The 20,048-nt window shown below is 39.4% G+C and carries 17 protein-coding genes and 1 riboswitch; of the genes, 4 read left to right on the top strand and 13 right to left on the bottom strand.

Translation table 11 applies throughout. The annotated features are described in order from the left end of the window. Nucleotides 1-128: 128 nt before the first annotated feature. From ABVZ64_RS05255 to ABVZ64_RS05235, 5 genes are all read right to left on the bottom strand, one after another. The gene (locus ABVZ64_RS05255; RefSeq protein WP_352400007.1) at nt 129-836 is read right to left on the bottom strand and encodes a ComF family protein; all 708 of its coding nucleotides are present in this window, start codon (nt 834-836) and stop codon (nt 129-131) included. Further along, complete coding sequence (gene recD2 / locus ABVZ64_RS05250; protein WP_352400006.1) at nt 833-3,085, bottom strand: SF1B family DNA helicase RecD2; 2,253 nt, start codon at nt 3,083-3,085, stop codon at nt 833-835. The genes ABVZ64_RS05255 and recD2 overlap by 4 nt, the downstream gene beginning before the upstream one ends. A gap of 261 nt (nt 3,086-3,346) precedes the next feature. Continuing rightward, nucleotides 3,347-4,525 (bottom strand): methionine adenosyltransferase, encoded by a 1,179-nt coding sequence (metK, locus tag ABVZ64_RS05245; protein WP_352400005.1) that lies wholly within the window; start codon nt 4,523-4,525, stop codon nt 3,347-3,349. Between the two features lie 164 nt (nt 4,526-4,689). After that, nucleotides 4,690-4,794, bottom strand: a riboswitch (SAM riboswitch). A gap of 87 nt (nt 4,795-4,881) precedes the next feature. Further along, nucleotides 4,882-5,397: a DNA-deoxyinosine glycosylase gene (locus ABVZ64_RS05240; protein WP_352400004.1), complete on the bottom strand. Its 516-nt coding sequence runs from the start codon at nt 5,395-5,397 to the stop codon at nt 4,882-4,884. A 4-nt stretch (nt 5,398-5,401) separates the two neighbouring features. Next, nucleotides 5,402-6,130 (bottom strand): DNA alkylation repair protein, encoded by a 729-nt coding sequence (locus ABVZ64_RS05235; RefSeq protein ID WP_352400003.1) that lies wholly within the window; start codon nt 6,128-6,130, stop codon nt 5,402-5,404. 471 nt (nt 6,131-6,601) lie between these two features. Here ABVZ64_RS05235 and ABVZ64_RS05230 point away from each other — a divergent pair, with 471 nt between their 5' ends. After that, nucleotides 6,602-6,970: a metal-dependent transcriptional regulator gene (locus tag ABVZ64_RS05230; RefSeq protein ID WP_352400002.1), complete on the top strand. Its 369-nt coding sequence runs from the start codon at nt 6,602-6,604 to the stop codon at nt 6,968-6,970. A gap of 523 nt (nt 6,971-7,493) precedes the next feature. Here the strand turns inward: ABVZ64_RS05230 and ABVZ64_RS05225 are convergent. Both ABVZ64_RS05225 and ABVZ64_RS05220 read right to left on the bottom strand, forming a co-directional pair. Next, nucleotides 7,494-8,957 (bottom strand): polysaccharide deacetylase family protein, encoded by a 1,464-nt coding sequence (locus tag ABVZ64_RS05225; protein ID WP_352400001.1) that lies wholly within the window; start codon nt 8,955-8,957, stop codon nt 7,494-7,496. Between the two features lie 21 nt (nt 8,958-8,978). Beyond that, nucleotides 8,979-9,746: an EFR1 family ferrodoxin gene (locus ABVZ64_RS05220; RefSeq protein ID WP_352400000.1), complete on the bottom strand. Its 768-nt coding sequence runs from the start codon at nt 9,744-9,746 to the stop codon at nt 8,979-8,981. 189 nt (nt 9,747-9,935) lie between these two features. Here ABVZ64_RS05220 and ABVZ64_RS05215 point away from each other — a divergent pair, with 189 nt between their 5' ends. Beyond that, complete coding sequence (locus ABVZ64_RS05215; RefSeq protein ID WP_352399999.1) at nt 9,936-10,376, top strand: HD domain-containing protein; 441 nt, start codon at nt 9,936-9,938, stop codon at nt 10,374-10,376. Nucleotides 10,377-10,476: 100 nt separating this feature from the next. Here ABVZ64_RS05215 and ABVZ64_RS05210 read toward each other — a convergent pair whose 3' ends face one another. Further along, nucleotides 10,477-11,385 (bottom strand): stalk domain-containing protein, encoded by a 909-nt coding sequence (locus tag ABVZ64_RS05210; protein WP_352399998.1) that lies wholly within the window; start codon nt 11,383-11,385, stop codon nt 10,477-10,479. Nucleotides 11,386-11,789: 404 nt separating this feature from the next. Between ABVZ64_RS05210 and uraA the strand changes: the two genes are divergently transcribed. Next, on the top strand, nt 11,790-13,046 hold the full coding sequence (gene uraA / locus ABVZ64_RS05205) for a uracil permease (protein WP_352399997.1): 1,257 nt from the start codon (nt 11,790-11,792) through the stop codon (nt 13,044-13,046). A gap of 115 nt (nt 13,047-13,161) precedes the next feature. On the opposite strand, the gene ABVZ64_RS05200 is transcribed toward uraA, so the two are convergent. Further along, nucleotides 13,162-13,638 carry a pyridoxamine 5'-phosphate oxidase family protein gene (locus ABVZ64_RS05200; RefSeq protein ID WP_352399996.1) on the bottom strand — a complete coding sequence of 159 codons (477 nt, stop codon included), beginning with the start codon at nt 13,636-13,638 and terminating at the stop codon, nt 13,162-13,164. Between the two features lie 170 nt (nt 13,639-13,808). On the opposite strand from ABVZ64_RS05200, the gene ABVZ64_RS05195 reads away from it, so the two are divergent. After that, nucleotides 13,809-16,328 carry a heavy metal translocating P-type ATPase gene (locus ABVZ64_RS05195; RefSeq protein ID WP_352399995.1) on the top strand — a complete coding sequence of 840 codons (2,520 nt, stop codon included), beginning with the start codon at nt 13,809-13,811 and terminating at the stop codon, nt 16,326-16,328. 166 nt (nt 16,329-16,494) lie between these two features. Here ABVZ64_RS05195 and dusB read toward each other — a convergent pair whose 3' ends face one another. The 4 genes from dusB to ABVZ64_RS05175 all read right to left on the bottom strand — a co-directional run bounded on the left by dusB (nt 16,495) and on the right by ABVZ64_RS05175 (nt 19,816). Next, nucleotides 16,495-17,460: a tRNA dihydrouridine synthase DusB gene (dusB, locus tag ABVZ64_RS05190; RefSeq protein WP_352399994.1), complete on the bottom strand. Its 966-nt coding sequence runs from the start codon at nt 17,458-17,460 to the stop codon at nt 16,495-16,497. Between the two features lie 91 nt (nt 17,461-17,551). After that, entirely contained in the window at nt 17,552-18,319 is a 768-nt protein-coding gene (locus tag ABVZ64_RS05185) for a type III pantothenate kinase (protein ID WP_352399993.1), read from the bottom strand. After that, nucleotides 18,310-19,107 carry a type III pantothenate kinase gene (locus ABVZ64_RS05180; protein ID WP_352399992.1) on the bottom strand — a complete coding sequence of 266 codons (798 nt, stop codon included), beginning with the start codon at nt 19,105-19,107 and terminating at the stop codon, nt 18,310-18,312. Before ABVZ64_RS05180 ends, ABVZ64_RS05185 begins: the two co-directional genes overlap by 10 nt. A gap of 64 nt (nt 19,108-19,171) precedes the next feature. Then, nucleotides 19,172-19,816: an ECF transporter S component gene (locus ABVZ64_RS05175; RefSeq protein ID WP_352399991.1), complete on the bottom strand. Its 645-nt coding sequence runs from the start codon at nt 19,814-19,816 to the stop codon at nt 19,172-19,174. Nucleotides 19,817-20,048: the final 232 nt, after the last annotated feature.

Here is a 20,048-nt window from a genome sequence, read left to right as displayed (position 1 = left end):
CACCCTACAAATGGCTTTGTTTTGCAGCTCCAACAACAAATTTAATATGTATAAAATTATTTAACTTCACTTAATTTTTCCTCTGGATCAAAAAATGCCTTTGGCCGAAACCAAAGGCTACTCATCACTTACTCCCTTACTGAAAGGCAAAAAACACTTACTTTTTTGGCTCCTGCACGATATAAGGCACGACTGCATTCATTTAATGTTGTCCCCGTTGTCAAAATATCATCCACCAATAAAATTTGTTTGTCCAAACAATCTTGTGCTATAAAAACATTTTTTAGGTTTTCATGACGCTCTTTGGCAGAAAGCTCGCTTTGGGGTCTTGTTGCTTTTGTTCTGGTTAACACTTTGTCTCTATAAGGAATTCCTGTGTTTTCACTAATGATTTTACACAAAATATCTGCTTGGTTAAAGCCACGTTCCTTTTCTTTATGTTTATGTAAAGGCACCCCCGTCATGAAGTCAACCTGTTCTAACCATTCTGGATGATTTAAAAGTAAGTACTGCACCATGATTCCGCCAAAAACTTCTCCATGCCCTTTCACCCCGTCAAACTTAAATCGAGCAATGCCCTGTCGCAATACTTCGTAGTCAAAAACCGATATCCCTCGCTCAAATACCGGCCTATGCTCCAAACAACTATGACAAACCTCACCAAATTGTAACCGCCGACCACAAAAATTGCATCTGTTCCCCGTAAGAAAAGGTAACTTTTTATTGCATTTATCACAAAGTCCGTTGTCCCATTCTTGAATAGATAACAGTTCACCGCAAATAACGCAATAAGGAGGATACAACACATTTAAAAACCCTCTGATTAAGTTTCTCATGGTTGATCCTCCTGTTCAAACATAAAGTCATATAAATTTTGGATACGTTCTGCTAATCCTGTAAAACGCCAGACCTCCCGATTATTGCCAATCATCCCACTAACCGTTTCCTTTAGTCCCACCAGCACCACAAGCTCCTTAGCCCTTGTTACCGCCGTATATAATAAATTTCTGGTCATTAGCATAGGTGGCCCGCTGTAAATAGGCAATATCACCACCGGATACTCACTGCCCTGAGACTTATGAATCGTAATGGCATAAGCAAGTTCTAACTCTTCTAGCTGGTTAAAATCATAATCTACAACCTTACCATCGTCAAACAACACCTGCAAAATTTCGTTATCTTCCTCTATTTTAGTAATCCTGCCTGCGTCCCCATTATAAATGCCAAGCCCTTCATCCGTACGCTTTCCATGGCTATTATAACACCGCCAAACAATATTATAATTGTTTTTAATTTGCATCACTTTATCGCCCTCTCGGAAGGTTGTCTGGCGAAATTGCTTTTCTTCCTTATCTGAATGGGGCGGATTTAAGGTTTGCTGTAATACTTGGTTTAAGCTTTGCACACCTAACAAGCCTTTACGCATAGGCGTTAGGATTTGCATATCCACTAAGCCATCATGACCCGTATATTTGGGCAAACGGGTTTTTACCAACTCCTGAATAGTAGCTACAACATCCCTCCCATAAGAACGGCGCAGAAAAAAGAAGTCCGTACCATTTTCATTTAAAATAGGATCCTCCCCTTGGTTGATGCGGTGGGCATTCATAATAATTGCGCTTTCCTGGGCCTGTCTAAACACATGGCGCAAACGCACCACCCTCAGTCGATCACATCGAATCATATCCTTCAAAACATTCCCCGCTCCAACAGAGGGCAGCTGATCCATATCCCCAACAAAAATAACACTGGTTCCAATTTCAATTGCCCGCAATAATGCATGCATCAAAGGCAGGTCTACCATAGAAGTTTCGTCTATGATAATGACATCTGCTTCGATGGGGTCATCTTCATTTTTATCAAAAACCTGGCGACGGTTATCTTCGCTCACAAAGGTTGTACCCAATAAACGATGAATGGTTTTCGCTTCCATACCTGTTGCCTCAGTCATTCGCTTTGCCGCACGCCCAGTGGGTGCAGCGAGTACAACTTCTTTTTCCTCTTTTTCAAGCAACCGTAAAATGGTGTTTATGGTGGTGGTTTTACCAGTACCAGGCCCACCGGTTATGATTAAAACGCCACCGCTCATTGCCTCAATAACTGCTTGCCGCTGTTCTGGCGCCAACTGCACTCCTGTTTCTTTTTCTACCTGCTGAATTTGCTTCTCCTGAGCATTTAAATCAACCTCTTCCCATTCCATAGTTAACTCAAGTAAACGCTTTGCCACAGCCATTTCAGCATAATAATAGAAGTTAAGATACACAGCATCTGTGTCCCCCATCCTCTCTTGCCAAACTTGGCTTTCTACTTGCAACTCTCGAATGGCATTTTCCACCGATAAGAGATTCAACTCCAAAAGTTCAACCGCTTGGTTTAACAGCTTCTCTTTTGGTAAAAAACAATCCCCATTGGATGCAGCTTGGTTCAGCACATATTTTACAGCTGCCTTAATTCTATTTGGATTATCCTCAGCAATTCCGGCATTGGCTGCCATTTTATCTGCCATTTTAAAACCGATGCCAAACACATCATCAGCCAATCGATAGGGATTGGTCTTAACCACCTCAAAAGTTCTACCCTTATACTTCTTGTATATTTTCATAATATAAGCTGGGGAAACTTCAAAACCTTGCAAAAACATCATCACTTTTCGTAATTCATGCTGCTCTCTAAAAATCTCAGAAATCCTAAGTGCCTTTTCATGGGTGATTCCCTTAATCTCCGTCAATAAATCGGGCTTTTCCTCAATCACATAAAATGAGGCGTCGCCAAAACGCTGCACAATTTTTTTTGATGTTTTTGGCCCCAAACCCTTGATCAATCCTGATGCCAAATATTTTTCCATACCAGATTGGGAGGTGGGCATGGATTTTTCGTAAAACTGAACTTGCAGCTGTTTCCCATATGCAGGATGGTTACTCCAATTTCCTCGTACCTCTAAGCTCTCACCCTCATGAACCATAGGAACTACTCCAACGCAGGTGGTTTCCTCTCCTTTGGCAAGTATGGTAAAAACGGTATATCCATTCTCCTTATTCTGATAAATAATATCACCAATTTCACCCTTTAAAACGATATCCTCCATGCACACCCTCCTTTCTTTTCTATTTAGGTATTTTTAATTCTTTCAATAACGGCCAATCCATTTCCTGTGTATTATTTACTCTAACCCAACAAAATGATTTACCCTCTATCAAACTTTATCTTTCACTATAATCTACAAAACAACCTAGCTTCCACTCTCCGCAAAAATCTTTTCCTAGTATAACATATTGGCCACAAAAAGGGAACTTTTGTTCTTTTATTTTTTCATAAAAAAGAGGATTCCTCTCGGAATCCTCATATATTAGAACTTGTTTTTAAATACTTCAACCTTATCCAGTCTTTCCCATGGAAGATCTAAATCTGTACGGCCAAAATGTCCATAAGCCGCTACCTGCTTATAAATTGGTCTTCTTAAATTGAAGTTTTTAATGATTGCAGCAGGACGCAAATCAAAATTCTTCTGAACGATTTCAGTGATTTCTTCGTCAGATACTTTGCCTGTTCCATAAGTGTTAACAAGGATAGATACAGGCTGAGCAACACCAATTGCATATGCCAACTGCACTTCACATTTTCTTGCAATACCACTAGCTACAATATTTTTTGCAACGTGTCTTGCTGCATAGCAAGCAGAACGGTCTACCTTTGTGGGATCTTTACCACTGAAAGCGCCACCACCATGGGCTGCATAGCCACCGTAGGTATCTACAATGATTTTTCTGCCTGTCAAACCACTATCGCCCATAGGTCCACCGATTACAAAACGGCCAGTTGGATTGATGTAGTATTTTGTATTGTCATCTAGTAGTTCAGCAGGAATGACTTTTTTAATTACATGCTCAATAATATCTCCTCTAATTTGTTCATTTGTTGCCTCTGGGTCATGCTGTGTGGATAATACCACTGTGTCCACTCTAGCCGGCTTATCATCAATATACTCCACAGTTACCTGAGATTTACCATCAGGACGAAGGTATGCTAAAGTGCCATTCTTTCTTACTTCTGTCAATCTTCTTGTCAGCTTATGGGACAAGGAGATAGGCAAAGGCATAAGCTCTTCTGTTTCATCGCAGGCAAAACCAAACATCATACCTTGATCCCCAGCGCCTGTATCAAACTCACTGTCATCCTGCCCAGTTTTGTTTTCCAATGCTTTATCAACGCCCATAGCAATGTCGGGAGACTGACCGTGGATAGAGGTAATAACAGCACAAGTTTCGCTGTCAAAGCCATATTTTGCACGATTATAGCCAATTTCGTTCAATGTTTCTCTAACGATTTTTTCTACGTCAACATAGGCATTCGTGGTGATTTCACCCATAACAAAAATAATACCTGTTGTTGTTGCTGTTTCGCAAGCTACTCTGGCGTTAGGGTCCTTTGCCAATAATGTGTCCAAAACACCATCGGAGATCTGGTCACAAATTTTATCGGGATGCCCTTCTGTAACAGATTCGGATGTAAATAATCTTCTACTCATTTCTTTTCCCTCCTGAAATAATTAAAATTTTCCTTGTGAATAGAGTGCAGGGAGAGATGTTTTACTATACTGTCAATTTGTCTAAAGGCAAATGTAAAATTTACCATTTCCATGACAGTGCCTTTTCGGCATTAAAAAAAGCCCCAACAGGGCTAAAATATACATTCTCATCTTCCGTTTGAACCAAACGGGGGAATTGGCACCGATGCGTAAAAACGCCGGTTGCCGGGTGTCATAGGGCCCTGTCCCTCAACCACTCTTGATAAGTTCTCTATTCACTTTCGATGCATTATACCATTAATTTTTAGTTTCGTCAACGTTTATTTCGACATACAAGCCCACAAAATCTATACTTCCTACCCCTCGAACAAATAAGGCTTTAATTCCTTTCCCCATACCTCAATGAGCCTTTCTAAGTTCCAAGCCGCATTAGCCGGACTGGTAGAAGGTAATAACACCATGGGGATTCCCGTTTGTTTTTGCTGGTGTTTCTGATAAAGGCGAAATGCCGTTCCACCATTTCCAAATATGGGTACTTCGCCTGTAATGTTTAAAATCTCACTCAGATTGGCCGGCACAACATTACGAATTGAACTATCACTGCTGCCCTTTATATCACAACTCTCAATTACATCGTAAATGGCTATACCATTTGAAAGTAAGAATGTCTTTTTTTCCTCACTCGTTTCATGCACCTGAACTCCACATGTAGCCGCCAATACCTTCCAAAAACGATTTTGTGGATGTCCATAATAAAAATTATTCTCTCTAGATTTTACTGACGGCGCCGTCCCTAAAATTAGCACTTTGCTATGCCTATTGCAAATTGGCAAAAATGTATGGGTAACTCTCTCCCAATTTTCCTCTTTCATAATCTCACCTGCTTTCTTGCAATCTTCTTCTCCACTCCCGAAGCCACGCCTTATCCTCAGTGGAAACCCGATAAGATTCACACGCTTTTTGCACAAATTTTACCTTAACCCCATAGGGCAATGAACTTTCCGCTAAGTACCATCTTACCACTTTCGGATTCTTTGCCCATGCCGTTGCCAAAAGCCACGCCTGACCCATTTGAACATAGTAAAAATCTGATCTCACCTGATCTGTAAGCTGTAAGACCTGCTTCAAATACGGTTCCTTCAAGTAGTAATCCAGTAGTATAATTAATCCAACTCTAACTACCCAGGGATTTTCAGCCCCAAGGTAGACTTTGGCGTGTTCAAAGAGTGCTTCTTCATTTTTAGATGCTATTTTTTTTAGGGATGCACAAAAAATATCACAATGAGCCCAGTTTTCCACAAACTCATAAGAATATGTATCACAATACCTCAAAAACAGCTGGAAACTCATAGGTAGTTGTGCAGCAACAAGACCATATAGCAATCGTTCCTCATAAGTATCCTTATGGCATGTCTCAAAAAAATGAATATCCGCCCTCTTTGCAACCTCTTTGGCAGTTTGGCGTAAAATTGGCGTACGAATCCCCATTACAGGTAAGGATGATCGCAATAATTTTTCATGAAACAAACGATATTTTTCATCCTGTTGTTCAAGCAGTTTTCCACGAAGTGTAAAATAATCCTTCCCAGTCCAACATCTTTCCATTATGAAGTCATCCTTTCTTATTTTTAATAGAAAGAATAAGCGGCTTTCTTGTGGGAGAAAGCCGCTTATCCTTAAGGGTTGTTGTCGCCATATAACGAAAACATTTTGGGGGGTGTTTTCGCTATATTCGGTAAGGCAACAACTAGAAGAGATGAAAAGTTTGATTCAAAATAGTTTGACGTTAGGAGAAAGCATCAAACTACAGAAACAAGCAAATTGAATAACTGCCTATATAGGCATCCATCTTACGTATGTAAAAAGGCGTCAAAAAACATACTTTGTTTTGTGACACCCTTGTCATAACCTTGTATTTATATTGCATCATTTTCCCTTACTTGTCAATGAAAAATTTACTTCCAACTCATTTTTTTTATCGAAAATAAGACATAAAAAAGAGGATTTGTATAAAACCGTTGTCAATCTGTATTTTTTTTGTTACCATAATAAAAAATGCCTTAGGGGGAGATTACTTTGAAAACCCAAGAATCAATGGAAAATTATCTTGAAACAATTTATATGCTGGAGAAACAAACTGGTCACGTTCGATCCATTGATATTGCAACCGCCCTAGGATTTAGCAAACCTAGCATCAGTAATGCAATGAAAAAATTGAAGGCAGATGGTTTTATCGAAATGGAGGACCGTGGGAGTATTAAATTAACATCAAAAGGCAAGGCAGTAGCCCAAGGTACATATGAGCGTCACTGTGTGATCTCCGAAATTTTGATGCATTTTGGTGTTTCTAGAGAAACGGCATTGGAGGACGCCTGCCGCGTAGAACATGTTATTAGCGAAGAAACCTTCTCAAGCATGAAGAAGTTCTTACAATTAAATCATTAAATAAATTTTAATACCTCAAAAAAAGCTGTCTATTGGTCTTTAAAAGCGCATCTAACCAAGGATCCACTTTTTATCTTACTATAATTCATCCATTCTTCTTTCTTCTTCGTATATATGGGTAAAGGGCCTCCATACAACAGTGGTTTGCGAGGGGGTAGTAACTTTAGAAAACTTGAAATTGCTATCGAAATCAGAGTGAGATGTTTTACAAGGATACTTTTACTATAAATTCTTCCCCCTGGAGGATCCTGAATCAGTCTGTTTAGCCTAACCAACACCCATTGGTCTTTGCCCACGGGTCTTCGTTTGTAAGCCAACAAAACTTCCTACATAGATTTGTTTCGCCCATAGTTACCAACCATGCAAATTTTTCTTACGTTTTCATGCCAACTTTTTTTCGTGAAAAAGCCCCTATCACCTTAAAATAGGTAATAGGGGTCTTCTGTTTTTTTAACGAAATAATTAGTGTCCTCCGGTTCAACCTTTAACCATAATACAAGCTTGAAATAAATCTATTCTTATCTTATTGGAAATAGTTATAACCGTAGTATTTCCCACCCTCTAATTGCATTCCGTGTTTATACTGTAAAATTTCTGAAACTGTTACCAACTGATACCCATTTTCCAATAAGTATGGCACCATCTGTTCTGTGGCCTTAGCACTTGTCTCATAAATTCCATGCATTAAGATCACCTTACCATCCAAGCTTTCCTCACTACGGATTACATTCATAATTGCCTTGGGGTCTTTTGTCTTCCAATCTAATGTATCCACCGACCAAGTTACCATAGCCAAGGGCATATGGGACTTCACAAAGTCATTGCAGTTTCCATATGGAGGACGGAATAATGTGGGTTCAAAACCAACAGCCTTGCGAAATGCCTCTGCTGTCATCCTTACATCCTCGGCAATTGCCTCTTTAGAAAGAGTATTAAAGTTTTTATGGGAATAGGAATGGCTCCCAACTTCACAACCCAAAGCAATTTCTCGTTTAACCGTATTCGGATAGGCCTCCACCAGGCTACCCAGATCAAAAAATGTAGCTACTACATTATGTTTTTCTAGTACATCTAAAATCCTTTCTGTATGAACAGGATTTGGTCCATCATCAAAAGTCAAAGCAACCATAGGTTTTGCCGGATCAATTTTACGCTCATTGTTTTTTTCGGGCTCCACCTCAGATGCTACTTCTTCCTCCACTACTGGTGGTGCTTCAATTCCAACCCCATTCAAAAGCCCTGCCAACTCACTGTAGGGTATTAATAGTTTAACCATACCCATACTGCCTGGGAAGATATCATACTGGTTAAAGTAAATTACTACGCCCTCACTATTTAAGGCAAAACGATCAAATCTACCATTATTAGGTGCAAGTGTAATTTTATAATCACCAAAAATTCTGTCTTTGTATGGTTCATTTTCTGTAAAATACTTGATGGTATAGGCAGAGACTGCCTCTAAAAATCCGTCTTTTCTCAGATCTTCTTCAGAAATTCTTTGACCAGTGTTTGTATCAAAATGATAAATATGAACCCGTTCAGTAGAAGCTATGCCAGGCCCAGGCTCTTGTGTTTCATAAAAAACAATACAAATTTTATTATCGCTTGCCAAGTAACTATCATAATCTAAATACAAAAAAGATCTACAATCATTTTGTGATAATCTTTTTTTAGCCTTTTCGTCCTTTAAATCATATTTTTCTGTAAACTGAGTTTTTAAATCCTGTACGATTTCTAATATTTGGTTATTAATGGCCTCATTTGATGTACGTGGATACTCCAAAACGAAAGCAAGGGGTGCTGCATATTCAATAAGCGATTCTTTATCACCAATAAACTGTGCCCTTTCCGGCTTCACAGGTTGCATCGGTCCAACCTGCAATATTAGCGGTTCAGCCGCTGACACAGTGTTGCCTTGTCCGCAGCCACTAATCCCAAGGGCAACCGCCAATGCCAATAGGCCAATTGTCCATCTTTTTCTCTTCATTATTACTTCTCCAATCTAAATCTATTTTAAGCAAGGGTGGAAATACCGTCCTTTGTTTTTTGTCCTTTTTCCATATTCAATCGCCTTCTGTGGGCAACGGTTAATGCAAGCCAAACACATATTGCAACTCTCTTTTGTCCAAATGGGTATCCCCTGTTTTAACTCAATACAACTATCTGTGCAAACATTTTGACACAAGCCACATCCAATACACGATGTGGTAACATGAAATGGTTTGGTTTTTGTTGCATGGCGCTGAAAGGATGGGCTAACCACCTTCGTTAAAAGTCCACCTAACTTGCCTCGTTTGACACGGAAAAATCCTGATTTTTTCTGATTAATTGCCCAGAAAATCCTTTTCCAAGTTTCCTGCGCATGATTTAAAATTTCTGCTTGCTTTGCTAAAGAATCTACTTTAAACATTACAATGTAGTTATCAGGCATTATCACAGAAAACCCGCTATTTAACATAAAACCCTTTTTACCTAGGGCTTCTTCCAAAATATCTATAGCATTTCCTGCTGACTGTCCACAGGTGCAGACCCCAAAAGTGTAAGGTTTCTCATTACAATGAATCGTTATTCTTTTTACAAAATCCAATACAATCTTTGGTGGAGCCCATGCATAAATGGGAAAAACAAAACCTAATTTCTCACCATCTTTTAACAAAAATTCCGTTTCATTTTGCTTCATAGCCTGCCCAATATCAACCAAAGACTCTCCAAGTTTATCTGATAAAAATTGAGCAGTGGCATATGAATTTCCTGTTCCACTGAAATAAAAAATCATTTCCTTGCCCCCTTTTCGTTTAAATTTTTCATTTTAATCATAACATAATTTCTTAAGAAGTTATTGAAGATTTTATTAAATTTTGTAACATTTTGCTGACGCATTTTTCCAATTTGGGTCCTATTTTATTGTTTTTCCCAATCTTTTGTGCTACACTTTTTTAGAACTCTATGTAAAGGAGAAACCCCTATGTTGGAAAACGCTTTAATTATCGCTGCAAAAGCCCATAAGGGTCAACTGGATAAAGGAGGAAATCCTTATATCCTGCACCCCATCCGAGTCATGCTTGGCTGTAAAACGCAAGAGGAAAAAATAGTGGCTATCCTTCACGATACTTTGGAGGATAGTGATTTAACAGTGGATGATCTCATAAAGGAAGGATTTTCAGAAAATATCGTGGATGCTGTAGTTTGCCTTACACGAGATAAAAACCAAGATTATATGGAACATATTCAAGAAGTTTCAAAAAATTCTTTGGCAACTGCTGTGAAGCTATCAGACTTGGCGGATAATATGGATCTGAATCGTTTACCAGGCCTAACCCAAAAAGATTTTCAAAGGTTGGAAAAATATTTGCGTGCCAAACTAATCCTAGAAGAAGCTCTACTTAATAGACCCTGTGAACCCTAAAAAAGTTTTAAAAATTACTCATTTGCTGTAATCATAAAGTAAATTTGTAACTGAAACTTAAAAAACGGCTCCTTATAGAAGCCGTTTTTTCAATCCTTCATTATCCTAAAATGCTAGCAGATACATATAACACACCATCAACCATGGTGGCAGCTCTGTCTGCTTCCATTTCTTTATCATCAACTACATACTTTGTTGCACCAATTGTAATTTCCATTGCTTGTTCATCTTTTTCTACCAAAACAGGCTTGTCTTTACCCTGCCATTTTACTGAGTAACCCATTTCTTCTGCTGTATCACGAAGAGCAACTAATTCTTCGCCTGTTTTTGCTTTCACTTCTTCTTCAACTTCCTCCTCAACAGTAGTCTTTTCTTCCAGAATCAAAACAAAGGAGGGATTTGTCTGTGCAGGAATGCTCCTTGTTGTGATATCAAAGAATACGAGAGCAACTTTTCCCTTTACATTTTCAGCAGTAAACATTTGCTTTGTGCCCAATGTACTCTGAATTGCTGTGTCTTTGCTAATATTTAATACCAACATATCCTTTTTGCTCAGCAAATTTTCATCGAAAGACCCCACAACAAAGCTACCCTCATCTGCATTTGCTACAACGGCTGTAACCTGGCCTAAGAAAGGAGGCATGCTCATACCCATAGGACTGTTAGCACCAAAAACCACTGCTACTTCCATGCCTTCCGTTAATTTGTCAGCTGTTAAATAAGTACCATCAGCCCTATCAACAATAACGGTTCCTGCTGCAACCATAAAACGTAACCCGCCATCTTCATTGTCAATTAAAACTTCATAAGAACCATTTTCTCCTGCTGTGACAGAAACAACTTTACCACTCTGGCTTAAATAATTTGCTGCTTCATCAGCTTTTACTGCATTAGTTGTTTCTGTTGCAATTAATAATGTTTCAGCTTCCTTTGCCTCTGCGAAAGCCACTGTACTCCCCATCATTGCAAACGCCATACCCATTGCCATTGCTTTTGTATATCTTTTCATATTATTTTCCTCCTTGAATTATCAGTTTAAGTAATTACTTTCATAAGGTCAGACGAGGGTGATTTTAAAAAGTTCCAACTTTTTTAAAAATTTTTCATTAATTATTTTTTCTCGAACGCAGCAATACTATCATGGTAACTTTTTAAATTTTTTTTCTATTGGCAGAAATACTCTGGTAGATTGCTCCTATTGGTTCCCTCATTTTTTTAAATTTTATGGCATATCGACAATTTGTAACAATTTATTATATTTTTCATTGCCAGAAGAAAAAGAGGATGCTATAATCTTTCAGGCGCTAAAATCAGTTTTTGTTTCTTGTAACAGAAAAATATGGTATTAATGTCCAAAAAGCTATTATCTTGCCATTATTAATCACATAACCACTACTTAAGGAGGTAATTATTTTGGAAAACCGTAAAATCATACAGGTGGATGAAAAGGTTCCTTTTTCTCTCCTGGCACCCCTATCCTTGCAGCATATGTTTGCCATGTTTGGTGCAACAGTGTTAGTTCCCTTCCTTTTTGGCATCAATTCCGCCGTTGTTCTTTTTATGAACGGTCTCGGCACATTACTCTTCATTTTTATTACCAAAGGAAAATCTCCAGCTTATTTAGGTTCAAGCTTTGCTTTCCTTGCTCCAGGACTTTTAATTATTGAACAGTTTGGCTACCCCTATGCATTAGGCGGATTTGTTGTTGTTGGATTCTGTGGCTGTATTGTTGCCGCAATCATCAGTAAATTTGGTTCCGATTGGATCAACGTAATTCTTCCTCCAGCTGCAATGGGGCCTGTTGTTGCCTTAATCGGATTGGAATTGGCAGGCACTGCGGCAGACACAGCTGGCCTTTTGGCTGAAGGTGGCCCAGCAAATGCTAATGTTATCGTTTTTCTAGCGACTTTAGGTGTTGCAGTATTCGGCTCCGTGCTTTTTCGTAAATTCTTTGCAGTAATCCCAATTCTTATTGCTGTTATCTGTGGATACCTTGCAGCGTACTTTGTTGGCCTTGTAGACTTTGGAGTTGTTGCCGAGGCAGGCTGGTTTGCATTACCCAACTTCTCTTCACCTAAATTTAGCGCCCAGGCAATCATTATTATGCTTCCCGCTTTATTGGTAATCATTTCTGAACATATTGGTCATCAGATTGTAACAAGTAAAATCATCGGACACGATTTATTAAAAGACCCTGGTCTACATCGCTCTTTGTTTGCTGATAATTTCTCAACCATGCTATCTGGTTTTATCGGTTCTGTACCAACTACAACCTATGGTGAAAACATCGGTGTTATGGCAATCACAAAGGTTTATAGTGTACGCGTTATTGCTGGTGCTGCTGTGCTTTCCATCGTTTGCTCCTTCATCGGTAAGTTGACAGCCTTAATTGGTACCATTCCCGGCCCTGTTATCGGTGGTATCTCCTTCTTACTTTATGGTATGATTGGTACATCAGGCCTTCGTATTCTCGTAGATTCTAAAGTAGATTTTGATAAATCCAGAAATATTGCATTAACTTCTGTTATCTTCGTAGTCGGCCTTTCTGGTATATCCATTAACTTAGGAAGCATAGCCTTGACTGGCATGTCCTTGGCTGCTCTGGTAGGTATGGGCCTAAGCCTACTTTTTCATATTTTTGATAAAATGGGTGCAATGAACGACAGATAATATTTACTTTTCATAAAATAATACAAAGGGCAGATGTCAATTTGAGATCTGCCCTTTGTTATGTAGTTTCCTTATATTAGTAGCATAGACAGCATGAGCAGCCCTTCATTTTGGATTAGCCCTTTCCTACATTAGCCTTTCCTACAATCTCTTGGATTTCAACACGGCATACACCCGTAAATTTTAGCCTTGGTTGAATATATTCAAAATGATTAGAAATCAAATCCGGACAATACCGCTTACAAATCAATTGTAGCGCAAGTAATTTCTCCTCCTCATCCTCTACCATCTGTGCCAATCCTTCTACAACAGCACTTTCGTAACGTACCGTATATGCCTCTTGCTCAACATCAGCCCTACTTACAAAACTTAGGCAAACACGGGGATTTTCCTTGATATTATCTAGTTTTCTCCCCTCCAAGGCACAATGAAAATAAATACAATTCTCATGTAAAACATGGCTAACCGCCACGGCATAAGGCCAGCCTTCCAAACTTGCTGAACACAGCATACCATATTCACTTTTTTCTATAACCTCACGGGCTTTTTCTTCTGATACTAGCCTATCTTTGCGGCGCATTTCTCTTTGCATAGTATCCCTCCTTTTTTCCATAGTTTAACATATAACTTTACTGATTTAAACTTATTTTTCCTTGGCTTTAGTACAGACTATCTTTGATATGGAAAACAATGTTGACATTACCAGTTAAAAGGAATACACTTATCATAGTTATTCTATACTAACTAGATTGAGGTGAAATAATGAAAGAAAAATTCAACGTTACAGGGATGACTTGTTCTGCCTGCTCCGCCCATGTGGAAAAAAGTGTAGGTAAGCTGAATGGCGTTCAATCTGTCAATGTTAACTTATTACAGCACTCTATGACCGTAACCTTTGAACCAGAAATTGTTGACAGTAGTGCTATTATTCAAGCTGTCAAAAGTGGTGGTTATGGCGCATCCCTAGCCGATGCCAAAACTGAAGCTCTATCCCCACAAAATATTGCAGAAGATGAAATGAAAGAGATGAAGTTTAGACTTATTTCTTCTTTTTGTTTTTTAATTCCTTTATTTTATATTTCAATGGGTCATATGATGGGTGCCCCCTTACCAGCCATTCTACTAGGTGAAGAAAACATCTTAATATTTGCTTTGGTACAGCTATTTCTAACGCTCCCAGTGCTTTTTATCAATAAAAAATACTTTACGGTTGGATTTCAAGCTTTATGGAACAGATCCCCCAATATGGACTCTCTCATCGCTTTAGGTTCTGCCGCATCCGTGTTATATAGTGTTTTTGCTATATTTGCTATGGCATATTACACGGGCCGTGGCGACCTAATGCATGCCCATCATTATGGCATGGAACTTTACTTTGAGTCAGCGGCAATGATCCTTACCTTAATCACCGTAGGTAAATATATGGAAACTCGGTCCAAGGGTAAAACATCAGAGGCCATTAGCAAATTAATGAACTTAGCCCCTAAAATGGCCACTGTGATCAAAAACGGCGTAGAAATGGAAGTACCCATCGAGGATGTGCATGAGGGTGATGTCATTATAGTACGCCCCGGTCATAGCATTCCTGTAGATGGCACCATCATTGATGGTTTTTCCGCAATTGACGAAAGTGCCATCACCGGAGAAAGTATCCCTGTGGAAAAGCAGGCCGGAGACTCAGTCATTGGAGCCACCGTGAACAAAAGCGGCTACTTCAAAATGACTGCCACTCGTGTGGGCAAAAATACTACCCTTTCTCAAATCATTACCCTTGTGGAAGAGGCCGGAGCTTCTAAGGCCCCTATTGCCAAATTGGCGGATAAAGTAAGCGGTGTATTTGTGCCCATTGTAATTGCCATTGCTCTGGTTTCAGCCGTTGTATGGTTAATTGCCGGTCAACCTTTCGCCTTTGCACTCTCCATCGGCATTGCAGTTTTGGTTATTTCTTGCCCTTGTGCATTGGGTTTAGCCACTCCCACAGCTATTATGGTTGGTACAGGCAAAGGAGCTGAGAACGGCATCTTAATTAAATCTGCTGAAAGCCTAGAGATCGCCCACCAATTGGATATCGTTGTTTTAGATAAAACAGGAACTCTTACAGAAGGAAAACCAAAGGTAACGGATATCATCCCAGCAAAGGGGGTACTTAAAAATCCGTTCCTGCGTATGGTAGCATCTTTAGAGTCTCTTTCGGAACATCCCTTGGCACAGGCCGTAGTAGAATATGCTAAGGAAAACGAAATCGCAACACTGGAAGCCAAAAATTTATTGGCAACTCCAGGACAAGGCATTGAAGCAGAAATTGATGGTAAACTAATTTGTGGTGGAAATTTAAAAATGATGCAAGTAAAAAATATAGACATCAGCGCTTACCTACAACAAAGTGAGGCCCTGGCAAATGAGGGAAAAACCCCTTTGTATTTTGCAGAAGGCAATCAATTTTTAGGTATGTTGGTATTGGCAGACACCTTAAAAGAGAGTAGTCAGGATGCCGTGGACGCCTTCCATCACATGGGTATCGATGTTGTCATGCTAACAGGTGATAACCAGAGAACTGCTGATGCCATTGCAAACAAATTAGGCATTCAGGCCATTGCGGATGTATTGCCTCAAGATAAAGAACAAGAGGTTCGCCGCCTGCAAGAATTGGGCAAAAAAGTTGCTATGGTCGGGGATGGGATTAATGATGCACCCGCCCTTACCCGTGCCGATGTAGGCATTGCAATCGGTGCCGGCACCGATGTTGCCATGGAATCAGCTGATATCGTTCTAATGAAAAGCGATTTATTGGATGCTGTGACCGCTATACAGCTAAGTCATGCAACCATACGCAATATTAAGCAAAACTTATTCTGGGCATTTTTTTACAACACCTTAGGCATCCCTCTGGCAGCAGGTATATTCTTTCCATCATTTGGATTAAAATTAAATCCTATGTTTGCCGCTGCAGCTATGAGCTTTAGTTCGGTTTTTGTAGTCGGCAATGCCTTAAGATTAAAGCTCTTCCGACCAGAAAAACACATTGCAAATACGTTACCTATTCATTCAAAGCAACAGCAAAAGGAGGAAATCATCATGAAAAAAGTATTAAAAATTGAAGGAATGTCCTGCGGACACTGCACAGGTAGAGTTGAAAAAGCATTAAACGCCCTTGATGGTGTAACATCTGAAGTTAGTTTGGACGAAAAAAGTGCCACTGTAACCCTCTCAAAAGAAATAAACGATGAAACATTGGTCAAAACCGTTACAGATGCAGGATATGAAGTGGTTGATATTCTTTAAATTTAATTGGGACAATCTTGCTAGCCTTAAGTAATCAAATGAAAAGCCCTCAATGCCGGTTTTATCCGACAATGAGGGCTTTTACTTATACCCTTGAAAATGAAGTTTATATGTCCTTCTCTATGCTAGGATACAAAAGACTAGTTGTTTCAAAAAGGTTTAACGCTTATTTATGTCCTTCCAAATACTTGACCAAGAGACTTTCCATCTCACATAAACTTTCAGTATAGTTCAAGTTCCCTCTCAATTCAGCAACACCCGGCAATCCCTTCATATACCAAGCCATATGTTTCCTCATTTCACGAATACCGACATATTCCCCCTTGTATTCTATCAGCATCTGAGCATGACGCAGAGCCTCCTCTACCCTCTCCTTGGCTGTTGGTTCAGGTAAAAGCTCACCTGTTTTCAAATAATGTAGAATTCTCTTAAATATCCATGGATTTCCCTGGGCACCACGACCTACCATAATGGCATCACAGCCAGTAAAATCAAATAAGTCCTTAGCATTTTGTGGAGTAAACACATCTCCATTTCCAATAACCGGAATAGATACAGCCTCTTTTACCCGACGAATAATGTCCCAATCCGCCTTTCCGCTATAATACTGCTCTCTGGTTCTGCCATGAACTGCAACGGCAGCTGCTCCATTCGCCTCGGCTATCTTCGCAATTTCCGGAGCATTAATATGGTTGTCATCAAAACCTTTACGAAACTTTATGGTTACAGGTTTTTTCTGCGTCTCTACCAAAGCCTTAACGATTTCTCCCACCCGTAGGGGATCTTTTGTTAAAGCGCTTCCCTCACCGTTTTTCACGATCTTTGGGGCAGGGCACCCCATATTTACATCTATAATATCAAAAGGATATTCTTCAATTTTTTTCCCCATCTCACCCAAAATTTCAGGATCCGAACCAAAAAGCTGTATTGCCGTTGGACGTTCAGCTGCCTCAACTGTCAATAACTCTGTGGTATTTTTATTATCATATAAAATTCCTTTTGCACTTACCATTTCTGAGTAAACTAACCCACAACCCATTTCCTTACACAAAAGTCGAAAAGGCAAGTCAGTGACACCAGCCATTGGTGCTAAGAAAACATTATTCTCAAGCTCTACATTTCCAATTCGCATGGAAACACCTCCAATCTTTCTTCGGTTTCTAATCATACCAAACATTTTTATTTGTTGCAAGAAAAAAGACGAGGAACCCCCGTCTTTTCCGTTATCGATTTTTATGATATAAAATCTTTAGGCCCTTTAATGTTAAAACAGGGTCTAAAATATCAAAAATTTGTTTATCTGGATCTATCACCCTGGCTAAGCCCCCTGTTGCGATTACTTTCATATCCGGAAGCTGAAGCTGCTCCTTCAATTGTTGGATAATATATTTGGTTTGACCAATATGACCAATAACCAATCCAGCTTGAATACTACCCACTGTATTTCTAACAATAATAGACTTAGGCTTCTTAATCTCCACCTTTGGAATTTGCGCTGCCCTTTGATATAAGGCTTCTGCACAAATGGAAATACCTGGTGTGATAAGACCTGTAATAAACTCAGACTTTTCATTAATTACGTCAAAGGTATTGGCAGTGCCATAGTCGATTACCACTGCCGGCCCACCATAAATCTCATTTGCTGCAACCAAATTTACAATTCGATCCGCCCCTACAGCCTTTGGGTTGTCACGCTTAATAACAATGCCGGTTTTCATACCTGCACTTACAATCATAGGGTCAATGTTGAAATATTTCCGAATACCTTGAGTCAAGGAATACATAATATCAGGAACCACTGAAGAAATGATGACTGCCTCAATTCTCTTAACATCAAAGCCTGCAGTATCAAAAAGGCCATAGAGAAATATTCCCGTTTCGTCAGCTGTTTTGTTGCTTCCTGTTGCCATTCGCCAACATTTTACCAGCTTTTCTCCATGATATACCCCTAAAACATAATTCGTATTCCCAACATCTATTACTAGAAGCATTTACTTTCCCCCTGTCGTCTGTTCTTATTCTTCTCGTAAATGAGCCGCAACCCATGCAACGCAAGAACAGGGTCATATACATCAAATATTTCTTCGTTTTCATCGATAACTTTGGCAAGTCCACCAGTAGCAATTACTTTTAAATTAGGAAAGCCCAATTCTTCACGAATTTGCTCAATCATATAAATGGTTTCACCAATATGACTGATGATAAGGCCTGCCTGCATACTTTCTACGGTGTTTTTTGTAATGATGCTATCGGGAGCAACAATCTCAAACTTCGGTAATTTTGCCGCCCTTTGATATAACGCCTCCGCACAAACCTGAAGGCCTGGTGCAGTAATTCCTGTTACAAACTCTCCCTCACCACTTACCACATCGAAGGTTGTAGCCGTACTGTAATCGATTACAATAGCAGGGCCGCCATATCTCTCATAGGCTGACACCAAATTTACAATACGATCTGTCCCCATTTCTTTTGGGTTTTCCATTCTTAGATTTATACCTGTCTTCATTCCCGAGCGAATAATCATGGCTTCTCGCTTCAAATATTTTCTTATTCCATTGGTCAAAGAATACATTACGTTGGGAACTACGGAGGAAACAATAACTGCCTCAATATCTATTACCGAAATATCGGAATGATTAAATAACGAACGAATTAATATGCCCGTTTCATCAGAAGTTCGGCTACTTAACGTAGATAGTCTCCAATTTGCAACAAGAACTTCTCCGTCAAATACCCCTAAAATTGTGTTGGTATTACTTACATCGATTACTAATATCATTTTGCCCTCTCCTCAAAACAAGGTTTAAAAAGGTGCGGATTGACCCGCACCCTTACCATTCCCCTTAGTTTGAACGAATCTTTTTATATAATACTTTTTTAAGTGTTTTGGAAACAGCACCACCAACAATACAAGTTGCCGGCAATTCCAACAAGCCATTCACACCTACGAAGGCAATCACAAACGTAAAAATGCTTAGGTTGCCAATACTAGCGTTAATGGACTGAATGTAATACGTATTCCAGAAAAACAACATTAAAGCACCCATAAAAAATAGAGTATTCAATAATGCTGCGATGAACCCGCCAATAAAATAGCACCCTGCTTTAGAGCGATCCATCTTCTCAATCACTTTAAAAATCAAACCTGTAAGCCATCCAACCAAAGCTCTTGTTGGAACACAAACAATAAATGTTAATAAAGGGTTGATTCCCAAAAGAGCCGCACCAAAAGGGCTCATACCAAAACACTGATAAAAACTGGTTAATCCAAAAACTGTACCCAACAGCAACCCCGCCCTTGGTCCCAAAATCATTGCACCAATTGCCACAGGGATGGTTATTAGCGACACCTCTAACCCTGCCGTTCGAAGATAGCCTAATGGCGTAAAGGACATCAACAAAATGATGGCAATCATCATACCTGTCGTTGTTAAATCCTTTGCCGAAAGCCTACTTCCACCTTTTACTGCCACTGCTTGTCCATTCATCGTAATTACTCCTTTCATTCTCACTCTTATGCTCCGATTACCGGAAGATATAAGATTACTAGGTTTTTATGCGGTTCCGCCTTCTAGCCATTTGGAGTATATCTGATTATCCTTATAACCATGACATCTCACTCTGTTTTTTCTTAGGAAGCTTACCATGCACCATTATAACAGCTAATGAAATAATTACAATATATTTTTAAAAATTTTGTTAATTTTTGTACAATGTTTC

It is taken from the genome of Anaerotignum sp. (assembly GCF_040307045.1).
Lineage (GTDB): Bacteria > Bacillota > Clostridia > Lachnospirales > Anaerotignaceae > Chakrabartyella.
This window is presented reverse-complemented; position numbering and strand designations above follow the sequence as displayed.